General features: G+C 75.1%; 11 protein-coding genes and 3 pseudogenes. 10 read left to right on the top strand and 4 right to left on the bottom strand.

Annotated features, from left to right (window positions below; all coding sequences use genetic code 11):
• Positions 1-12: 12 nt before the first annotated feature.
• The 5 genes and pseudogenes from ABEB13_RS06000 (at position 13) to ABEB13_RS05980 (ending at position 6,239) form a co-directional block, all read left to right on the top strand.
• Positions 13-1,193: pseudogene (locus ABEB13_RS06000) on the top strand (acyl-CoA dehydrogenase family protein).
• A gap of 166 nt (positions 1,194-1,359) precedes the next feature.
• Positions 1,360-2,961, top strand: coding sequence for an AMP-binding protein (locus tag ABEB13_RS05995; RefSeq protein ID WP_345704603.1), 1,602 nt, complete (start codon positions 1,360-1,362; stop codon positions 2,959-2,961).
• A gap of 44 nt (positions 2,962-3,005) precedes the next feature.
• A complete protein-coding gene (locus ABEB13_RS05990; protein WP_345704602.1) occupies positions 3,006-3,635 on the top strand; it encodes a TetR/AcrR family transcriptional regulator in 630 nt (209 codons plus the stop codon).
• A gap of 133 nt (positions 3,636-3,768) precedes the next feature.
• Positions 3,769-4,527 carry a PAS domain-containing protein gene (locus tag ABEB13_RS05985; protein ID WP_345704601.1) on the top strand — a complete coding sequence of 253 codons (759 nt, stop codon included), beginning with the start codon at positions 3,769-3,771 and terminating at the stop codon, positions 4,525-4,527.
• Positions 4,503-6,239, top strand: coding sequence for an ATP-binding SpoIIE family protein phosphatase (locus ABEB13_RS05980; protein WP_345704600.1), 1,737 nt, complete (start codon positions 4,503-4,505; stop codon positions 6,237-6,239). Before ABEB13_RS05985 ends, ABEB13_RS05980 begins: the two co-directional genes overlap by 25 nt.
• Positions 6,240-6,293: 54 nt before the next feature.
• Here ABEB13_RS05980 and ABEB13_RS05975 read toward each other — a convergent pair whose 3' ends face one another.
• The 4 genes and pseudogenes from ABEB13_RS05975 to ABEB13_RS05960 form a co-directional block, all read right to left on the bottom strand.
• Entirely contained in the window at positions 6,294-6,515 is a 222-nt protein-coding gene (locus ABEB13_RS05975; RefSeq protein ID WP_345704599.1) for a helix-turn-helix domain-containing protein, read from the bottom strand.
• A complete protein-coding gene (locus ABEB13_RS05970) occupies positions 6,515-7,000 on the bottom strand; it encodes a DUF2975 domain-containing protein (protein WP_345704598.1) in 486 nt (161 codons plus the stop codon). Before ABEB13_RS05970 ends, ABEB13_RS05975 begins: the two co-directional genes overlap by 1 nt.
• Positions 7,001-7,169: 169 nt before the next feature.
• On the bottom strand, positions 7,170-7,961 hold the full coding sequence (locus ABEB13_RS05965) for a diacylglycerol kinase (protein WP_345704597.1): 792 nt from the start codon (positions 7,959-7,961) through the stop codon (positions 7,170-7,172).
• Positions 7,962-8,106: 145 nt separating this feature from the next.
• Positions 8,107-9,686: pseudogene (locus tag ABEB13_RS05960) on the bottom strand (FAD-binding oxidoreductase).
• A 74-nt stretch (positions 9,687-9,760) separates the two neighbouring features.
• On the opposite strand from ABEB13_RS05960, the gene ABEB13_RS05955 reads away from it, so the two are divergent.
• The 5 genes and pseudogenes from ABEB13_RS05955 to ABEB13_RS05935 all read left to right on the top strand — a co-directional run bounded on the left by ABEB13_RS05955 (position 9,761) and on the right by ABEB13_RS05935 (position 14,173).
• Entirely contained in the window at positions 9,761-10,348 is a 588-nt protein-coding gene (locus ABEB13_RS05955) for a TetR/AcrR family transcriptional regulator (RefSeq protein WP_345704596.1), read from the top strand.
• Positions 10,345-11,912 (top strand): annotated as a pseudogene (locus ABEB13_RS05950) (glycerol-3-phosphate dehydrogenase/oxidase). Before ABEB13_RS05955 ends, ABEB13_RS05950 begins: the two are co-directional and overlap by 4 nt.
• A 37-nt stretch (positions 11,913-11,949) precedes the next feature.
• Positions 11,950-12,192 (top strand): hypothetical protein, encoded by a 243-nt coding sequence (locus ABEB13_RS05945; protein WP_345704595.1) that lies wholly within the window; start codon positions 11,950-11,952, stop codon positions 12,190-12,192.
• On the top strand, positions 12,168-12,584 hold the full coding sequence (locus ABEB13_RS05940; RefSeq protein WP_345704594.1) for a class I SAM-dependent methyltransferase: 417 nt from the start codon (positions 12,168-12,170) through the stop codon (positions 12,582-12,584). Before ABEB13_RS05945 ends, ABEB13_RS05940 begins: the two co-directional genes overlap by 25 nt.
• 122 nt (positions 12,585-12,706) lie before the next feature.
• Positions 12,707-14,173 (top strand): oxidoreductase, encoded by a 1,467-nt coding sequence (locus ABEB13_RS05935; protein WP_345704593.1) that lies wholly within the window; start codon positions 12,707-12,709, stop codon positions 14,171-14,173.
• The last annotated feature ends 4 nt before the right edge of the window (positions 14,174-14,177 follow it).

Genomic DNA, 14,177 nt, shown 5'->3' with positions numbered 1-14,177 from the left:
AAGGACCATCGCATGTCCGCACCGCGCACCACCGCAGGCCCGCTCGTCGAGACCCCCGAACAGACCGCGCTGCGCCGGGCGGTGGCCGACCTCGCGGCCCGCTACGGCCAGGCGTACTTCCAGGACAAGGCCCGGGCCGGCGAGCCCGTCACCGAACTCTGGGCCGAGGCCGGGAAGCTGGGCTACCTCGGCGTCAACCTGCCCGCCGAGTACGGCGGTGGCGGCGCCGGGATCACCGAGCTCTCGATCGTCCTGGAGGAGCTCGGGGCGGGCGGCTGCCCGCTGCTGATGATGGTCGTCTCGCCCGCGATCTGCGGCACCGTCATCGCCCGCTTCGGCACCGAGGAGCAGCGCCGGCAGTGGCTGCCCGGCCTCGCCGACGGCAGCCGCAAGATGGCGTTCGGCATCACCGAGCCGGATGCCGGCTCCAACTCCCACCGGATCGGCACCGTCGCCCGCCGGGACGGCGAGGACTGGCTGCTCAGCGGCCGCAAGGTGTTCATCTCGGGCATCGACCAGGCCGACGCGGTGCTCTTCGTCGGCCGTACCGAGGATGCCCGCACCGGCAAGCTCCGGCCGTCCCTGTTCGTCGTCCCGCGCGACACCCCGGGCTTCGAGTACCGGGCCATACCGATGGAGCTGGTCGCGCCCGAGAAGCAGTACCAGGTGTTCCTGGACGACGTCCGGCTGCCCGCCGAGGCCCTGGTCGGTGACGAGGACGCCGGGCTGCTCCAGCTGTTCGCGGGCCTCAACCCGGAGCGGATCATGACCGCCGCGTTCTCGATCGGCGTCGCCCGCCGGGCCCTCGCCACCGCGGTCGACTACGCCCGTACCCGCACGGTCTGGGACGTGCCGATCGGCGCCCATCAGGGCATCGCGCACCCGCTCGCCCAGTGCACCATCGAGGTCGAGCTCGCCCGGCTGATGATGCAGAAGGCGGCCCACCTGTACGACGCCGGCGACGACCTGGCGGCGGGCGAGGCCGCGAACATGGCCAAGTACGCGGCGGGGAGGCCGCCTGCCGCGCCGTCGACCAGGCGGTGCAGACCCTGGGCGGCAACGGCCTCACCCAGGAGTACGGTCTCGCGGCGCTGCTCACCGCCACCCGGGTCGGCCGGGTCGCGCCGGTCAGCCGGGAGATGATCCTCAACTACGTCGCGCAGCATACCCTCGGCCTGCCCCGCTCGTACTGACCCGCCGTCCGGCGGCCGCCGGTGTCGACCCGCCGTCCGGCGGCCGTCGGGGTGTCACCGGTGCCCGCCGGACGGATCTCTCGTGTCCGCCCTCTGGGCCCCGGGCCGGAAACCCGGCAGGCTGTCACCAGCGCAGAACCACACCGAGGACCAGCCGGAGGCATGCATGGTGTTCCGCAGCGACCACCCCGACATCGAGCCCCTCGACCTGCCGATCCACGAGGCCGTGCTCGGGGACCTGAACGGCCGGGCCCACCTGCCGGCCCTGGTCGACGGCGTCACCGGCACCGCGCTGACCTACGCCGAGCTGGCCGAGGCCACTCGCCGCACCGCCGCCGGACTCGCCGCGGCCGGCGTTCGCCCGGGCGACGTGGTCGCGCTGTACAGTCCCAACTCGATCGCCTACCCGGTCGCGCTGTACGCGGCCTCCCGGGCCGGTGCTGTCGTCACCACCGTCTCCTCGCTCGCCACCCCCGGCGAGCTGGCCGGCCAGCTCCGCGACAGCCGTGCCCGCTGGATCGTCACCATCGCCGCCTTCCTGCCGACGGCAGCCGCGGCCGCGGCCGAACTCGCCGCCGAGGGGCACCCGATAGCCGAGATCGTGGTCTGCGACCGGGCGCCCGGGCACCGGTCGCTGGCCGACCTGGCGGCGGCCGGCGCCGAGGACCCGGCGCCGATGATCGACCCGGCCCGCGACCTCGCGGTGCTGCCCTACTCCAGCGGCACCACCGGCCTGCCCAAGGGCGTGATGCTGACCCACCGCTCGCTCGCCTCGAACCTGGCCCAGACCGACGCGGTGCACGCCACCGAGCCGGGCGAGCGGATCCTCGCGGTGCTGCCCTTCTTCCACATCTACGGGATGACGGCGCTGCTCAACCAGCCGCTGCGCAGCGGCTCCACCGTGGTCGTGCTGCCGCGCTTCGACCTGGAGCAGTTCCTGCGGACCATCCAGGAGCAGCGGATCGAGGGTGTCTTCGTGGCCCCGCCGATCGTCCTCGCGCTGGCCAAGCACCCGCTGGTGGACCAGTACGACCTGTCCTCCGTCCGCTACGTGCTGAGCGCCGCCGCCCCGCTGGACGCCGACCTCGCGGCGGCCGCCGCCCGCCGGCTCGGCCTGCCCCGGATCCTTCAGGGCTACGGCATGACCGAGCTGTCGCCGGTCACCCACGTGGTGTCGCTGGACGACCCGAACCCGCCGCCCGGCACGGTCGGCCGGATGGTCCCCTCGACGGAGCTGCGGGTGGTGGCGCTGGACGACCCGGCGTCCGACCTGCCGGCCGGGGAGAGCGGCGAACTGCTCTTCCGCGGGCCGCAGGTGATGAAGGGGTACTTCGGCCGCCAGTCGGAGACCGACGCGATGATCGACGACGACGGCTGGCTGCACACCGGCGACGTCGGCTACGTCGACGAGCGCGGCTACCTCTTCGTCGTCGACCGGGTCAAGGAGCTGATCAAGTACAAGGGGTACCAGGTCGCGCCCGCGGAGTTGGAGGCCCTGCTGCTCACCCATCCCGAGATCGCCGACGCCGCAGTGGTCGGCGTCACCGGCGAGGACGGCACCGAGCGGCCCAAGGCGTACGTGGTGCGGACCCCGGGCAGCGCGCTGACGGGAGCACAGGTGGAGGAGTACGTGGCGGCCCAGGTGGCCCCGTACAAGAAGGTGCGGGCGGTCGAGTTCCTGGACGCCGTACCGAAGTCCGCGAGCGGCAAGATCCTCCGCCGGGAGCTGCGCGGCCGCCCGCGGACCGCCTCCGCCGAGCCGATCTGAGAGGATCGGCCCCAGCCTCCGACGTCCGCGACCCGAGAGCAGCCATGACCGCCCATGCCGCCGCCTTGCGCGCCCCGCAGCAGGACCGTAGCCGCGCCACCCGCCGACGCCTGCTGGAGGCGGCGGTGGAGTGTCTGGCCGAGGTGGGCTGGAACGGCTCCACGGTCGCCGTGGTGGCCGAACGCGCCGGGGTGACCCGCGGCGCGGCGCAGCACCACTTCCCGACCCGGGAGGACCTCTTCACGGCGGCCGTCGAGTACGTGGCGGACGAGCGGCTGGCGGCGGTGCGGGCCAGCGCGGAGCAGCTGCCGCCGGCCGGGTCGGGCAGGACGGAGGCCGTGGTCTCCATGATCGTCCGGCTGTACACCGGCCCGCTGTTCCGGGCCGGGCTGCACCTGTGGGTGGCCGCCGCCACCGAGGAGGCGCTGCGCGAACGGATCGTCGCCCTGGAGAACCACGTCGGGCGCGAGTCGCACCGGGCCGCGGTGGAGTTCCTGGGCGCGGACGAGTCGGTGCCCGGGGTGCGCGAGACGGTGCAGGCCACCATGGACATGGCCCGCGGCCTGGGCCTGGCGAACCTGCTGACCGACGACGGCCCGCGCCGGGCCGGCATCGTCCGGCAGTGGGCCGGCCTGCTGGAGACCGCGCTCGCCGGCGGACGGCCCTCGTGCTGAGCCCCGCGGACAGACCCCGCCCGTTCCGGCGCCCGGCGCGCAGTCGCCGACCGGTCGGGCTTTCGGCAGTCTGGTGGGAGCCGGGTTGTCCGGACTTCTACCGGGAAGGTACCGGGCAGGTGGATTCCTGATCATGCACGGATTCGAGTGGACGGCCGCCGACGGCGCCGGCCGCGGCGAGGCGGGCGCCGATCCGGCGCGCCTGGGTGGCCACCGGCTGGTGCCGCTGGCGACCGCCCTCGTCCAGGCCGACGGCCGCATCCTGCACTGGAGCGAGGAGGCGGAGGCGCTCTCCGGCTACCCGGCCGAGCTGGCCGTGGGTGCTTACGCCGCGCAACTGCTGGTGCCGGAGGTCCGGCGCGAACGGGTGCAGGAGCTGTTCCGGCAGATCATGGCCGGTCCCGGCTGGTCGGGGGTGCACCCGATCAGGCACCGGGACGGGTCCGACATCGAGCTGGAGTTCCACACCTATCCGATCGCCGGGCCGGACGGCAGCCCGTTGCTGCTCGCCACCGCCTCGGACGTCCGGGCGCTGCGCCAGGTGGAGGCGGACCTCGCGGTGCTGGACGGCCTGTTCACCCAGTCCCCGATCGGCATGGCGGTCTACGACACCGACCTGCGCTACGTCCGGCTGAACAACGCCCTCGCGAAGATCAACGGGGTGCCGGTCGAGGACCACATCGGCCGGCGGGTCGCGGCGGTGCTGCCGGGCATCAACAGCGCCGAGATCGAGGCGGTGATGCGCCAGGTGCTCAACACCGGCCGCCCCGTCGTCGACGCCCGCTCGCACGGCCGCACGCCGGGGATCCGGGACGCGACCGGGCCTGGTCCGCGTCCTACTTCCGGCTGGAGGACTCCACCGGCCGGGTGCTCGGTGTCAGCTCCTCGCTGATCGACGTCACCGAGCGGTTCCAGGCCGAGGCGCGGGCCGCCCGCGCCCAGGAGCGCCTGGCGCTGCTCGCCGAGGCCACCGCCCGGATCGGCACCACCCTCGACCTGCAGCGCACCGCGGAGGAGCTGATCGAGGCGGTCATCCCGCGCTTCGCCGACTTCGCCACCGTGGACCTGCTGGAGCCGGTGCTGCGCGGCGAGGAGCCCGCGGCCCTCCAGCCCGACAAGTCCGTCCAGGTCCGGGCCGTCGCGGTCGGCGAGGCGTACGAGTCCGGGCTCACCCGGGCGGCCGACGCGGTCGGCGTCACCAGCGAGTACGAGGCCAACCGGGTGTACACGCAGTGCCTGCGCAGCGGCCGGCCGCTGCTGCGCGCCCGGGTCGACGAGGACGTGCTGCGGGGCCTGGTACCGGACTCCGAGCGGGTCGCCCCCGGCGTCGCGGCCGGCGTCCACTCGTACCTGATGGTGCCGGTGCTGGCCCGCGGCATGGTGCTCGGCGGCGCCGAGTTCGTCCGCACCCGCAACCCGGAGCCGTACACCGCCGCCGACGTCGCGCTCGCCGAGGAGCTGGTCGCCCGCGCGGCGCTCGCCATCGACAACGCCCGGCTGTACCGGCGCGAGCGGGAGACCGCCCTCACCCTGCAGCGCAGCCTGCTGCCGCAGGAGATCCACCGCACGCTGGGCCTGGAGATCGCCCACCGGTACCTGCCGAGCAGCCTGGTATCCGAGGTCGGCGGCGACTGGTTCGACGTGGTGCCGCTCTCCTGCGGGCGGGTCGCGCTGGTGGTGGGCGACGTGATGGGGCACGGCATCCGGGCCGCCGCCACCATGGGTCAGCTGCGCACGGTGGCGCGCACCCTGGCCACCCTGGACCTGGCGCCGGAGCAGGTGCTGACCCGTCTCGACGAGACCGCCGGCGCGATCGGCGAGGGACAGTTCGCGACGTGCGTCTGCCTGGTCTACGACCCCGTGGAGCGCACCTGCACGGTCTCCTCGGCCGGGCACCTGCCGCCGGTGCGGATTGCCGCGGACGGTTCGGCCACCGTGGTCGAGCTCCCGCCCGGGCTGCCGCTCGGGATCGGCGGCGCGGCCTTCGAGAGCGTCGAGTTCACGCTGCCGATGGGCGCCACCGTCGCCCTCTACACGGACGGCCTGATCGAGCGCCGCGGACACGACCTCGACGAGGGCATCGAACTGCTCTGCCGCACGCTCGCGGCCCGCTCGCGGACTCTGGAGGAGAGCGCCGACGCCGTCCTCGGCACCCTGGTGGCCGAGGGCACCGACGACGACATCGCGATGATCCTGGCCCGGGCCCTGCCGGTGCCCGCCGAACGGATGGCGACGCTGCACCTGCCCGCCGACGGCCCGCTGCCCTCGCAGGCCCGCCGTTTCACCCGGGCCACCCTGCAGAACTGGGGCCTGACGGTGCACGGCGACTTCGCCGAGCTGATGGTCAGCGAGCTGGTCACCAACGCCCTGCTGCACGCGGACGCGCCGCGCCGGCTGCGGCTGTTCCGGGACGACCGGATGCTGACGGTGGAAGTCGCCGACGCGGGCGGCCAGCCGCCGCGGCTGCGCCCGTCCGCCGAGGAGGACGAGGGCGGCCGCGGCATGCACCTGGTCAGCGAGCTCGCGCACCGCTGGGGCTCGCGCAACACCCGCGAGGGCAAGGTGGTGTGGGCCGAGATCGAGCTGCCCTACCGGGCCGGCTGACCGCCGGCCGGCCCGGCGCCGGGCGCGCCCGGGCCCGCGCCCGCCCGGGGCGCGTCATCCGCTCGCGGCGTCGTCGGCTTCCCAGCGCAGCAGGTCGCCCGGCTGGCACTTGAGCACCTCGCAGAGCGCGGCGAGGGTCGCGAAGCGCACCGCCTTGGCACGGCCGTTCTTGAGCACCGCCAGGTTGGCCGGGGTGATCCCCACCCGGTCCGCGAGCTCGCCGACGGACATCTTGCGCCTCGCCAGCATCACGTCGATGTCCACGGTGATCGGCATCAGATCACCTCGTCCAACTCGGCCCGCAGCTGCGCCGCTTCGACGTCGCGTGCGACGGCCTGCACGAGCAGCGTCCGCATCACGAGCACGAGGAGCGCGACCCCCAGGATGGCCAGGCCGATCCCGGCCATGATCACGGTGACGCCCGGGTCCTCCCGCTGGCCCGGAGCATTGACGGCCGTGACCGAGAACCAGACCAGGGAGGCCGCCACGATCGCACCGATCACGCCGTCCACGTAACGGAAGGCGGCGTGGGAGAACACGGTCCCGCGCCGCACCATCGCCAGCAGTCGCCAGACGCAGACCACGGCGACCTGGACGGACACCATCCCCAGGATCGTGATCACGCGCAACGGGGTGAGCGGGAGCGACCCGTCCACCGGTTTGGTGGCCAACGCCCACACCATGCCCGCCTGTACGAACACGGTGCCGGCGAGCACCACCACGAGCACGGCGCGCAGCGCACGTACGGTCAGCTTTCCCACGACCCATCCCTCCATCGAGTTGCGATGGGAATCTATCGAGTTTCGATAGGTTGGGCAAGGTGTGGGGGCGAGGACGGGCGGTGGTTCCGCACCGTGGCGGGCCGGATCCCGGCCGGTGGCGCGGAGCGGGTGCCCGGAGCGCGTCACCGGCCGGACGGCGGACGGCGCGTCAGGCGGGGACGACGATCCGCAGGGCGCCCGGCGCCACCGTCACCTCGGCCGGCAGGGGGCCGACGTACTCGCCGTCCGCGTACGCGGTGATCCCGGCGGACTCGATCCGTACCGAGGCCGTCCGGTAGGTCTCCACCTCCTCGTGGTGGACGTGGGTGCCGCGGAAGACCGTGGGGAAGAACCGGGCGACCCGCAGCCGCGGCATCGCCCGGACGACGGTGAGGTCGAGCAGCCCGTCGGCGTGGTCGGCGTCGGGGCAGATCAGCATCCCGCCGCCGTAGCTGCGGGTGTTGCCGGCGGCGGCGAGGACGAGGTCCCGCTCGACCACCGTGCCGTCCGCCAGCACCAGGCGGAACGGCAGCGGCCGCAGATGCGCGAACTCCACCAGGATGGCGAGGTTGTAGCGCATCCGCCCGCGCGGCCAGCGCAGCCGGTTCGTGCGGTCGCTGACCAGCGAGTCGAAGCCGGCGGCCAGCACCGAGCCGAAGTGCCGCACGGTGCCGTCGGCCGTCTCCACCCGGCCGAGGTCGACGGTGACCGTCCGGCCGTCGAGCAGCACGTCGGCCGCCGCCTCCGGATCGCCCAGCGGCAGCCCGTACTCGCGGGCGTGGTCGTTGCCGGTGCCCGCGGGGACGATGCCCAGCGCGACGCCGGTGCCGGCCACCGCCTCGAGGGCCAGCGCCACCATGCCGTCGCCGCCCGCGACCGCGAGCACGTCCACCCCGTGGTCGACCGCTTCGCGGGCGACCCGGACGGCGTCCTGCGGGTCCGCGCCGACGACGTCCAGCACCTCGGCGCCGCGGCCCGCAGCCGGACGGCGGCCCGGCGGGCGGCCTTCTGCGCGTGGCCGCCGCCCGCCGCCGGGTTGGTCAGCAGGACCACCCGGCGGCGGGCGCCCTGCGCGGGAGCGGCTCCGGGCAGGGGATCGGGGCCCGTCACGGGATCAGCTTGCCGGGGTTGAGGATGCCGGCCGGGTCGAGGGTCTCCTTGACGGCGCGCAGGATCCGCACGCCGAGGTCGCCGATCTCGGCGTCCATCCACGGACGGTGGTCGGTGCCGACGGCGTGGTGGTGGGTGATGGTGCCGCCGTTGCCGACGATGGCGTCCGAGACCGCGCGCTTGGCCGCGTCCCACTGCGCGATCGGGTCGTCCTGCTGGGCACCGAGCACGGTGAAGTACAGCGAGGCGCCGGTCGGGTAGACGTGCGAGATGTGGCAGAGCACCAGGGACGAGCTGCCGCCGGCGGTCAGCGCGGACTGCAGCGAGGCGGCCACCGCGTCCTTGAGCCGGCCGAGGTTGGCCCAGTCGGTGGCGGTCTCCAGGGTCTCGCAGAGCGCCCCCGCGTCGAGCAGGGCGTCCCGCAGGTACGGGGCGTTGAACCGGCCGTGCTCCCAGGCCCGCGCGGGTTCGGCGCCGAGCGGGTGCCGCCGGCGGCCAGCAGTACGGCCCTGGTGCGCTCGTGGCGGGCCTCGGCCTGCTCCTTGGTGCCCTCGAACACGGTGACGGCCAGGCATCCGCCGGTGACCTGCTCGCCGCCGATCCGCTCCGTCATGGCCAGGTTGACCGCGGTCTCGGCCTCGTCGGAGAGCCGGATCACGGTCGGGCCGGTGCCCTGCTGCTCCACCTCGCGCAGCGCCGCGGCGCCGGTCGCGAAGTCCGGGAAGGACCAGGCCTCGTGGATCTTCACCGCGGGGACGGGGTGCACCCGCAGCCGGACGGCCGTGATCACGCCGAACACGCCCTCGGAGCCGAGGAACAGCTCGCGCAGGTCCGGCCCGGCCGCCGAGGCCGGCGCCCGTCCGAGGTCGAGCGTCCCGGCCGGGGTCACCACCCGCAGCCCGCGCACCATCTCGTCGAAGCGGCCGTGGCCGGCCGAGTCCTGTCCGGAGGAGCGGGTCGCCGCGAAGCCGCCGACGGTCGCGAAGCGGAAGCTCTGCGGGTAGTGGCCGAGCTCGAAGCCGTGCTCGGCGAGCAGCTCCTCGGCGCGCGGCCCGGTCACCCCGGCGCCGAGCACCGCCTCGCCAGAGACGGCGTCCAGCGCGAGCAGCCGGTCGAAGCGGCGCAGGTCGAGGGAGAGCACGGCGGCCAGGGCGCCGCGGACGGGGTCCACGCCGCCGACCACGCTGGTGCCGCCGCCGAACGGCACCACGGCGATCCGGCGCTCGGCGCAGACCGCGAGCAGTGCGGCGATCTCCTCCTCGCTGCCGGGCAGCACCACGCCGTCCGGCGCGTCCTGCGGCTCGCGGCTGCGGCGGCGCAGCAGGTCGGGCGTGGACTTGCCGCCCGACCGCGGCAGCCGGTCGGCGTCCGCGGTGGACACGTGTTCCGGGCCGACGACCGCGGCCAGCGCGGCGACGTCCTCGCCGGTCAGGGCGGACGGGCGGAGCCGGATCTCCGCGGCGGTCGGCCGGTCGCCGTCGAGCGGCGACACCCCGAGCGCCGCGGCCAGCAGCCCCCGGATGTCGTCCGACAGCGGCTTCGCGAGGGCGGGGTCGCCCCAGGCGTCCCACGCCATCGGGGAGCGGCAGCGCGGGGCTCCGCCGGGGCCTGCTTGCGTCTCAGATGCCATGCGTTACAGTATTACGCATTATGTCAAGTAGTAACGCCGGGCCCGAGCAGCCGACCAGCACCGACGACGCGATCCTCGACGCCGCCGCCGACCTCATCGTCCACCTCGGCGTGCACCGCACCCAGCTCGCCGAGATCGCCCGGCGCGCCGGGGTCAGCCGCCCCACCGTCTACCGCCGCTGGCCCGACGTCCGGGCCGTCATCGGGGCCCTGCTCACCCGCGAGATCCGCGCCACCCAGCAGCAGGTCGCGCTCACCGGCGAGGACCGCGAGGCCTTCGTCGCCGCCGTCGTCGAGGTCGCCGTCCGGCTCCGCGACCACCCGGTGCTCGGCGCCCTGCTGCACTCCGACTCCGACACGCTCATGGAGTACGTCGTCGAGCGGCTCGGCACCAGCCAGCAGGGTCTGCTCGACGCCCTGCGCGCCGCGATCGTCCAGGGCCAGCGGCACGGCTCGATCCGCGCCGGCGAACCCACCGAACTCGCCGCCATGGTGCTGCTCATCGCCCAGTCCACCGTCCAGTCGCACCGCATGGTCGCGCACCTGCTGCCCGAGCAGGCCTGGCGTCGCGAACTGGCCTCCGCCCTGAACGGATACCTCGCACCATGACCCCCACCGCAGGCCGCCCCGACCCCGCGTACGCGGGCACCACCGTCCTCGACGCGCGCCGCCGCACCCGCGAGCTCGACGCCCTGGCCGACCGCCCCGCCGTCGACCTGCTGGTGATCGGCGGCGGCATCACCGGCGCCGGCATCGCCCTGGACGCCGCCGCGCGCGGCCTGCGGACCGTCCTCGTCGAATCCCGCGACCTCGCCTTCGGCACCAGCCGCTGGAGCTCCAAGCTCGTCCACGGCGGCCTGCGCTACCTCGCCTCCGGCCGGATTGGCGTCGCCCGCGAGAGCGCCGTCGAACGCGGCATCCTGATGACCCGCACCGCCCCCACCTCGTCCGCGCCCTGCCGCAGCTCGTCCCGCTGCTGCCCGCCGTCCGGCCCGCCCAGGCCGCCCTGGTGTACACCGGCTTCCTCGCCGGCGACGCCCTGCGCGCCACCGCCGGCACCCCGGCGCGGCTGCTGCCCCGGGCCCGCCGGATCGGGCCGGCCGCGGCCACCGCCCTCACCCCCGCCGTGCGCAGCGACGGCCTGCGCGGCGCACTCGTCGCCCACGACGGCCAGCTCGTCGACGACGCCCGCCTGGTCGTCGCCGTCGCCCGGACGGCCGCCCAGCACGGCGCCGCCGTCCTCACCCGGGTCCGCGCGGAGCAGGTCACCGGGACGGGCGCGCTGCTCACCGACACGCTGACCGGCCGCGGCCTGCACGTCACCGCCCGCGCCGTGGTGAACGCCACCGGCGTCTGGGCCGGCGAGGTCGACCCGTCCGTCCGGCTGCGGCCCAGCCGCGGCACCCACCTGGTGTTCGACGCGGCGGCCCTCGGCCACCCCCGGGCCGCCCTCACCGTCCCGGTGCCCGGCTCCACCAGCCGCTTCGTCTTCGCCCTGCCGCAGCAGCTCGGCCGGGTCGTGCTCGGCCTCACCGACGAGGACGCACCCGGGCCCGTCCCCGACGTGCCGGTGCCCACCGACGGCGAGATCACCTTCCTGCTCGACACCGTCAACACCGCGCTGCGCACCGCGCTCACCCGCGAGGACGTCCGCGGAGCCTTCGCCGGGCTGCGGCCGCTCATCGACACCGGCGACGGGGCCACCGCGGACCTCAGCCGGCAGCACGCCGTCATCGAGTCGCCCACCGGTGTGATCACCGTGGTCGGCGGCAAGCTCACCACCTACCGCCGGATGGCCCAGGACGCCGTCGACACCGCCGTCCGCACCCGCGCCCTCGCCGCCGCGCCGTGCACCACCCACCGCCTGCCGCTGGTCGGCGCCCCGGGCCACGCCGACAGCGCCCCGCCGGCCCCCGGCGCCCCCGCCTCGCTGACCGCCCGTCACGGCGGCGCCGCCGCGGCCGTACTGGCCGTCGCCGCCGTGCCGCGCCCCGACGAGCCGGTCGCCGAAGGCATCGACGTCACCCGGGCCGAGATCGCCTGGGCGGTCACCCACGAGGGCGCCCTCGACGCCGACGACGTCCTGGACCGCCGGACCCGGATCGGGCTCGTCCCCGCCGACCGCGAGCGGGCCCGCCCCGCGGTCGAGGAGATCCTCGCCGGTCTGCGCTGACCTCGGCACCCGGCCCGCCGCAGTGCCAGACTGGGAGGTGGCGCTGGAGGTTGTGATGGGCTACTACGGCGACCGGGTCGTCCCACGGATCCTGAACGTCGCGTGCGCGATGGGGGAGGCCGGCACGCTCAGACGCAGGGTCTGCGACGGCCTGGAGGGCGTCGTCATCGAGATCGGCTTCGGCTCCGGCCTCAACGTGCCGTTCTACCCGGCGGCGGTCACCCGGGTCGACGCGGTCGAGCCCAACGACGTCGGATGGGGCTGGCGCAGAAGCGCCTGAACGAGACCCCGGTCGAGGTGCGCCGGGCCGGCCTGGACGGCCAGCGGCTCCCGTTCGCCGACGACACCTACGACTGCGCGCTGTCCACCTGGACCTTGTGCACCATCCCGGACGCCGACGCGGCCCTGCGCGAGATCCGCCGCGTCCTCAAGCCCGGCGGCCGGCTCTTCTTCATCGAGCACGGCCTCGCCCCGGACGAGAAGGTCCGCCACTGGCAGCACCGGATGGACCCGCTCCAGCAGCGGCTGTTCGCCGGCTGCCACCTCACCCGGCCGATCGCCGACCTGATCACCGGCGCCGGCTTCGTCCTCGCCGACGTCGACTCCTTCTACGAGAAGGGCGCACCCCGCATGATGGGGGCCGACACCCTCGGCACCGCGGTCGCACCCTGAGCCCCCGGGCCGTCACCCGCGGCGCGCCGTCCGGCGGCCCAATTCCACCTGTGCCGTCGGAGGGGCCGCGGCCCTCCACTAGGCTGCTGAGCCGGTGTCAACCGACCACGGGGGAGCAGAGGGTGGCGTTCGGTGAGCTCGGCACGGCCGAGCAGCGGCTGTGGGACGACTTCCCTGCCGGGGTCGCGGTCGACCTCCGGGCGGCGGAGGACCGGACGGTCCGCGCCGAGGTGCTCACCGCCCTGCTGCTGCGCGGACCGGACGCCGCCGCGGGCCGGGTCGGCGGCCTGCGGCTCACCGGCGCCCGGATCACCGGGCAGGTCGACCTGGCGGGCGCCGGGCTCGACTTCCCGCTCGGCCTCACCGACTGCGACTTCGAGGAGCCGGTGCTGCTGCGCGGTGCCTCCCTGCGCGGCACCACCTTCCACGGCTGCCGGATTCCCGGCCTGGACGGCTGGCTGCTGAAGGTCGACGGCAACCTCTTCTTCGAGGACTCCGTCATCGCCGGCCGGCTCACCCTGACCCGCGCCCACATCACCGGCGAACTGCGGCTCAGCGGCGTCACCCTCACCGCGACCGAGCTGGTCGGCCTGCCCGCCGAGACCGACCCGGCCTGCGCCCCCGGCGTCTGGGCGCTGTGGGCCGGCGGCCTGGTCATGGAGGGCGGCTGCTTCGCCCGCAAGGGCTTCCGCTGCCGCGGCGGCCTGCGGCTGCCCGGTGCCCGGTTCGGCGGCGGGCTCTTCATGGAGGGCGCGCAGATCGACAACCCGCTCGGCGACGCCCTGAGCGGCGACGACCTGACCGCCTCCACCATGGTCCTCACCGACGGCTTCACCGCCAACGGCGCGATAGCCCTGCCCGGTGCCACCGTCCGCAGCCGGCTCTCCTTCGACGGGGCCCACCTCAACGGGGCCGGCACCGCCCTCGACGGCAGCCGGCTCACCGCCGGCGACCTCCACCTCACCCCCGCCGCCCGCCCGGCCGGGAGCCTCGACCTCCGCGAGGCCCAGGTCGCCGTCCTGCACGACAACGCGCACGCCCGCGCCGCCGACACCCGCCTCGACGGCCTCGTCTACACCTCCGTCCAGGGCGTCACCGGCCTCGACGAACGCCTCGCCTGGATCGGCCACGCCCCCGGCTACACCCCGCAGCCGTACGAGCAACTCGCCGCCTGGTACCGGCGGATCGGCCACGACGACGACGCCCGCCGCGTCCTGCTCGCCAAACAGCGCCGCCGTCGCCGCACCCTCGGCCCGCTCGGACGCGCCTGGGGCCGGGTGCTCGACGCCACCGTCGGCTACGGCTACCGCCCCTGGCAGGCCGCCCTCTGGCTGATGCTGCTGAGCGCCCTGGGCACCGCCGCGTTCGCCGAGGGCCGGCCGACCGCCGCCCAGCCCGGCCAGGGCGTCCCGTTCAACGCCTTCGTCTACACCCTCGACCTGCTCGTCCCGATCGGAGGCTTCGGCCAGCGCACCGCCTGGTACTTCACCGGGCTCCACCAGTGGCTCGGCTACGGTCTGATCGCCGCAGGCTGGCTGCTCACCACCGCCGCCGTCTCCGGCGTCACCCGCGCCCTCAACCGCACCTGAGGAG

The sequence above is a fragment of the Kitasatospora paranensis genome, assembly GCF_039544005.1.
GTDB classification, from domain to species: Bacteria; Actinomycetota; Actinomycetes; order Streptomycetales; family Streptomycetaceae; genus Kitasatospora; species Kitasatospora paranensis.
Note: the sequence above shows the minus strand (reverse complement) of the source record. Positions and strands in the feature narration are given on the sequence as shown.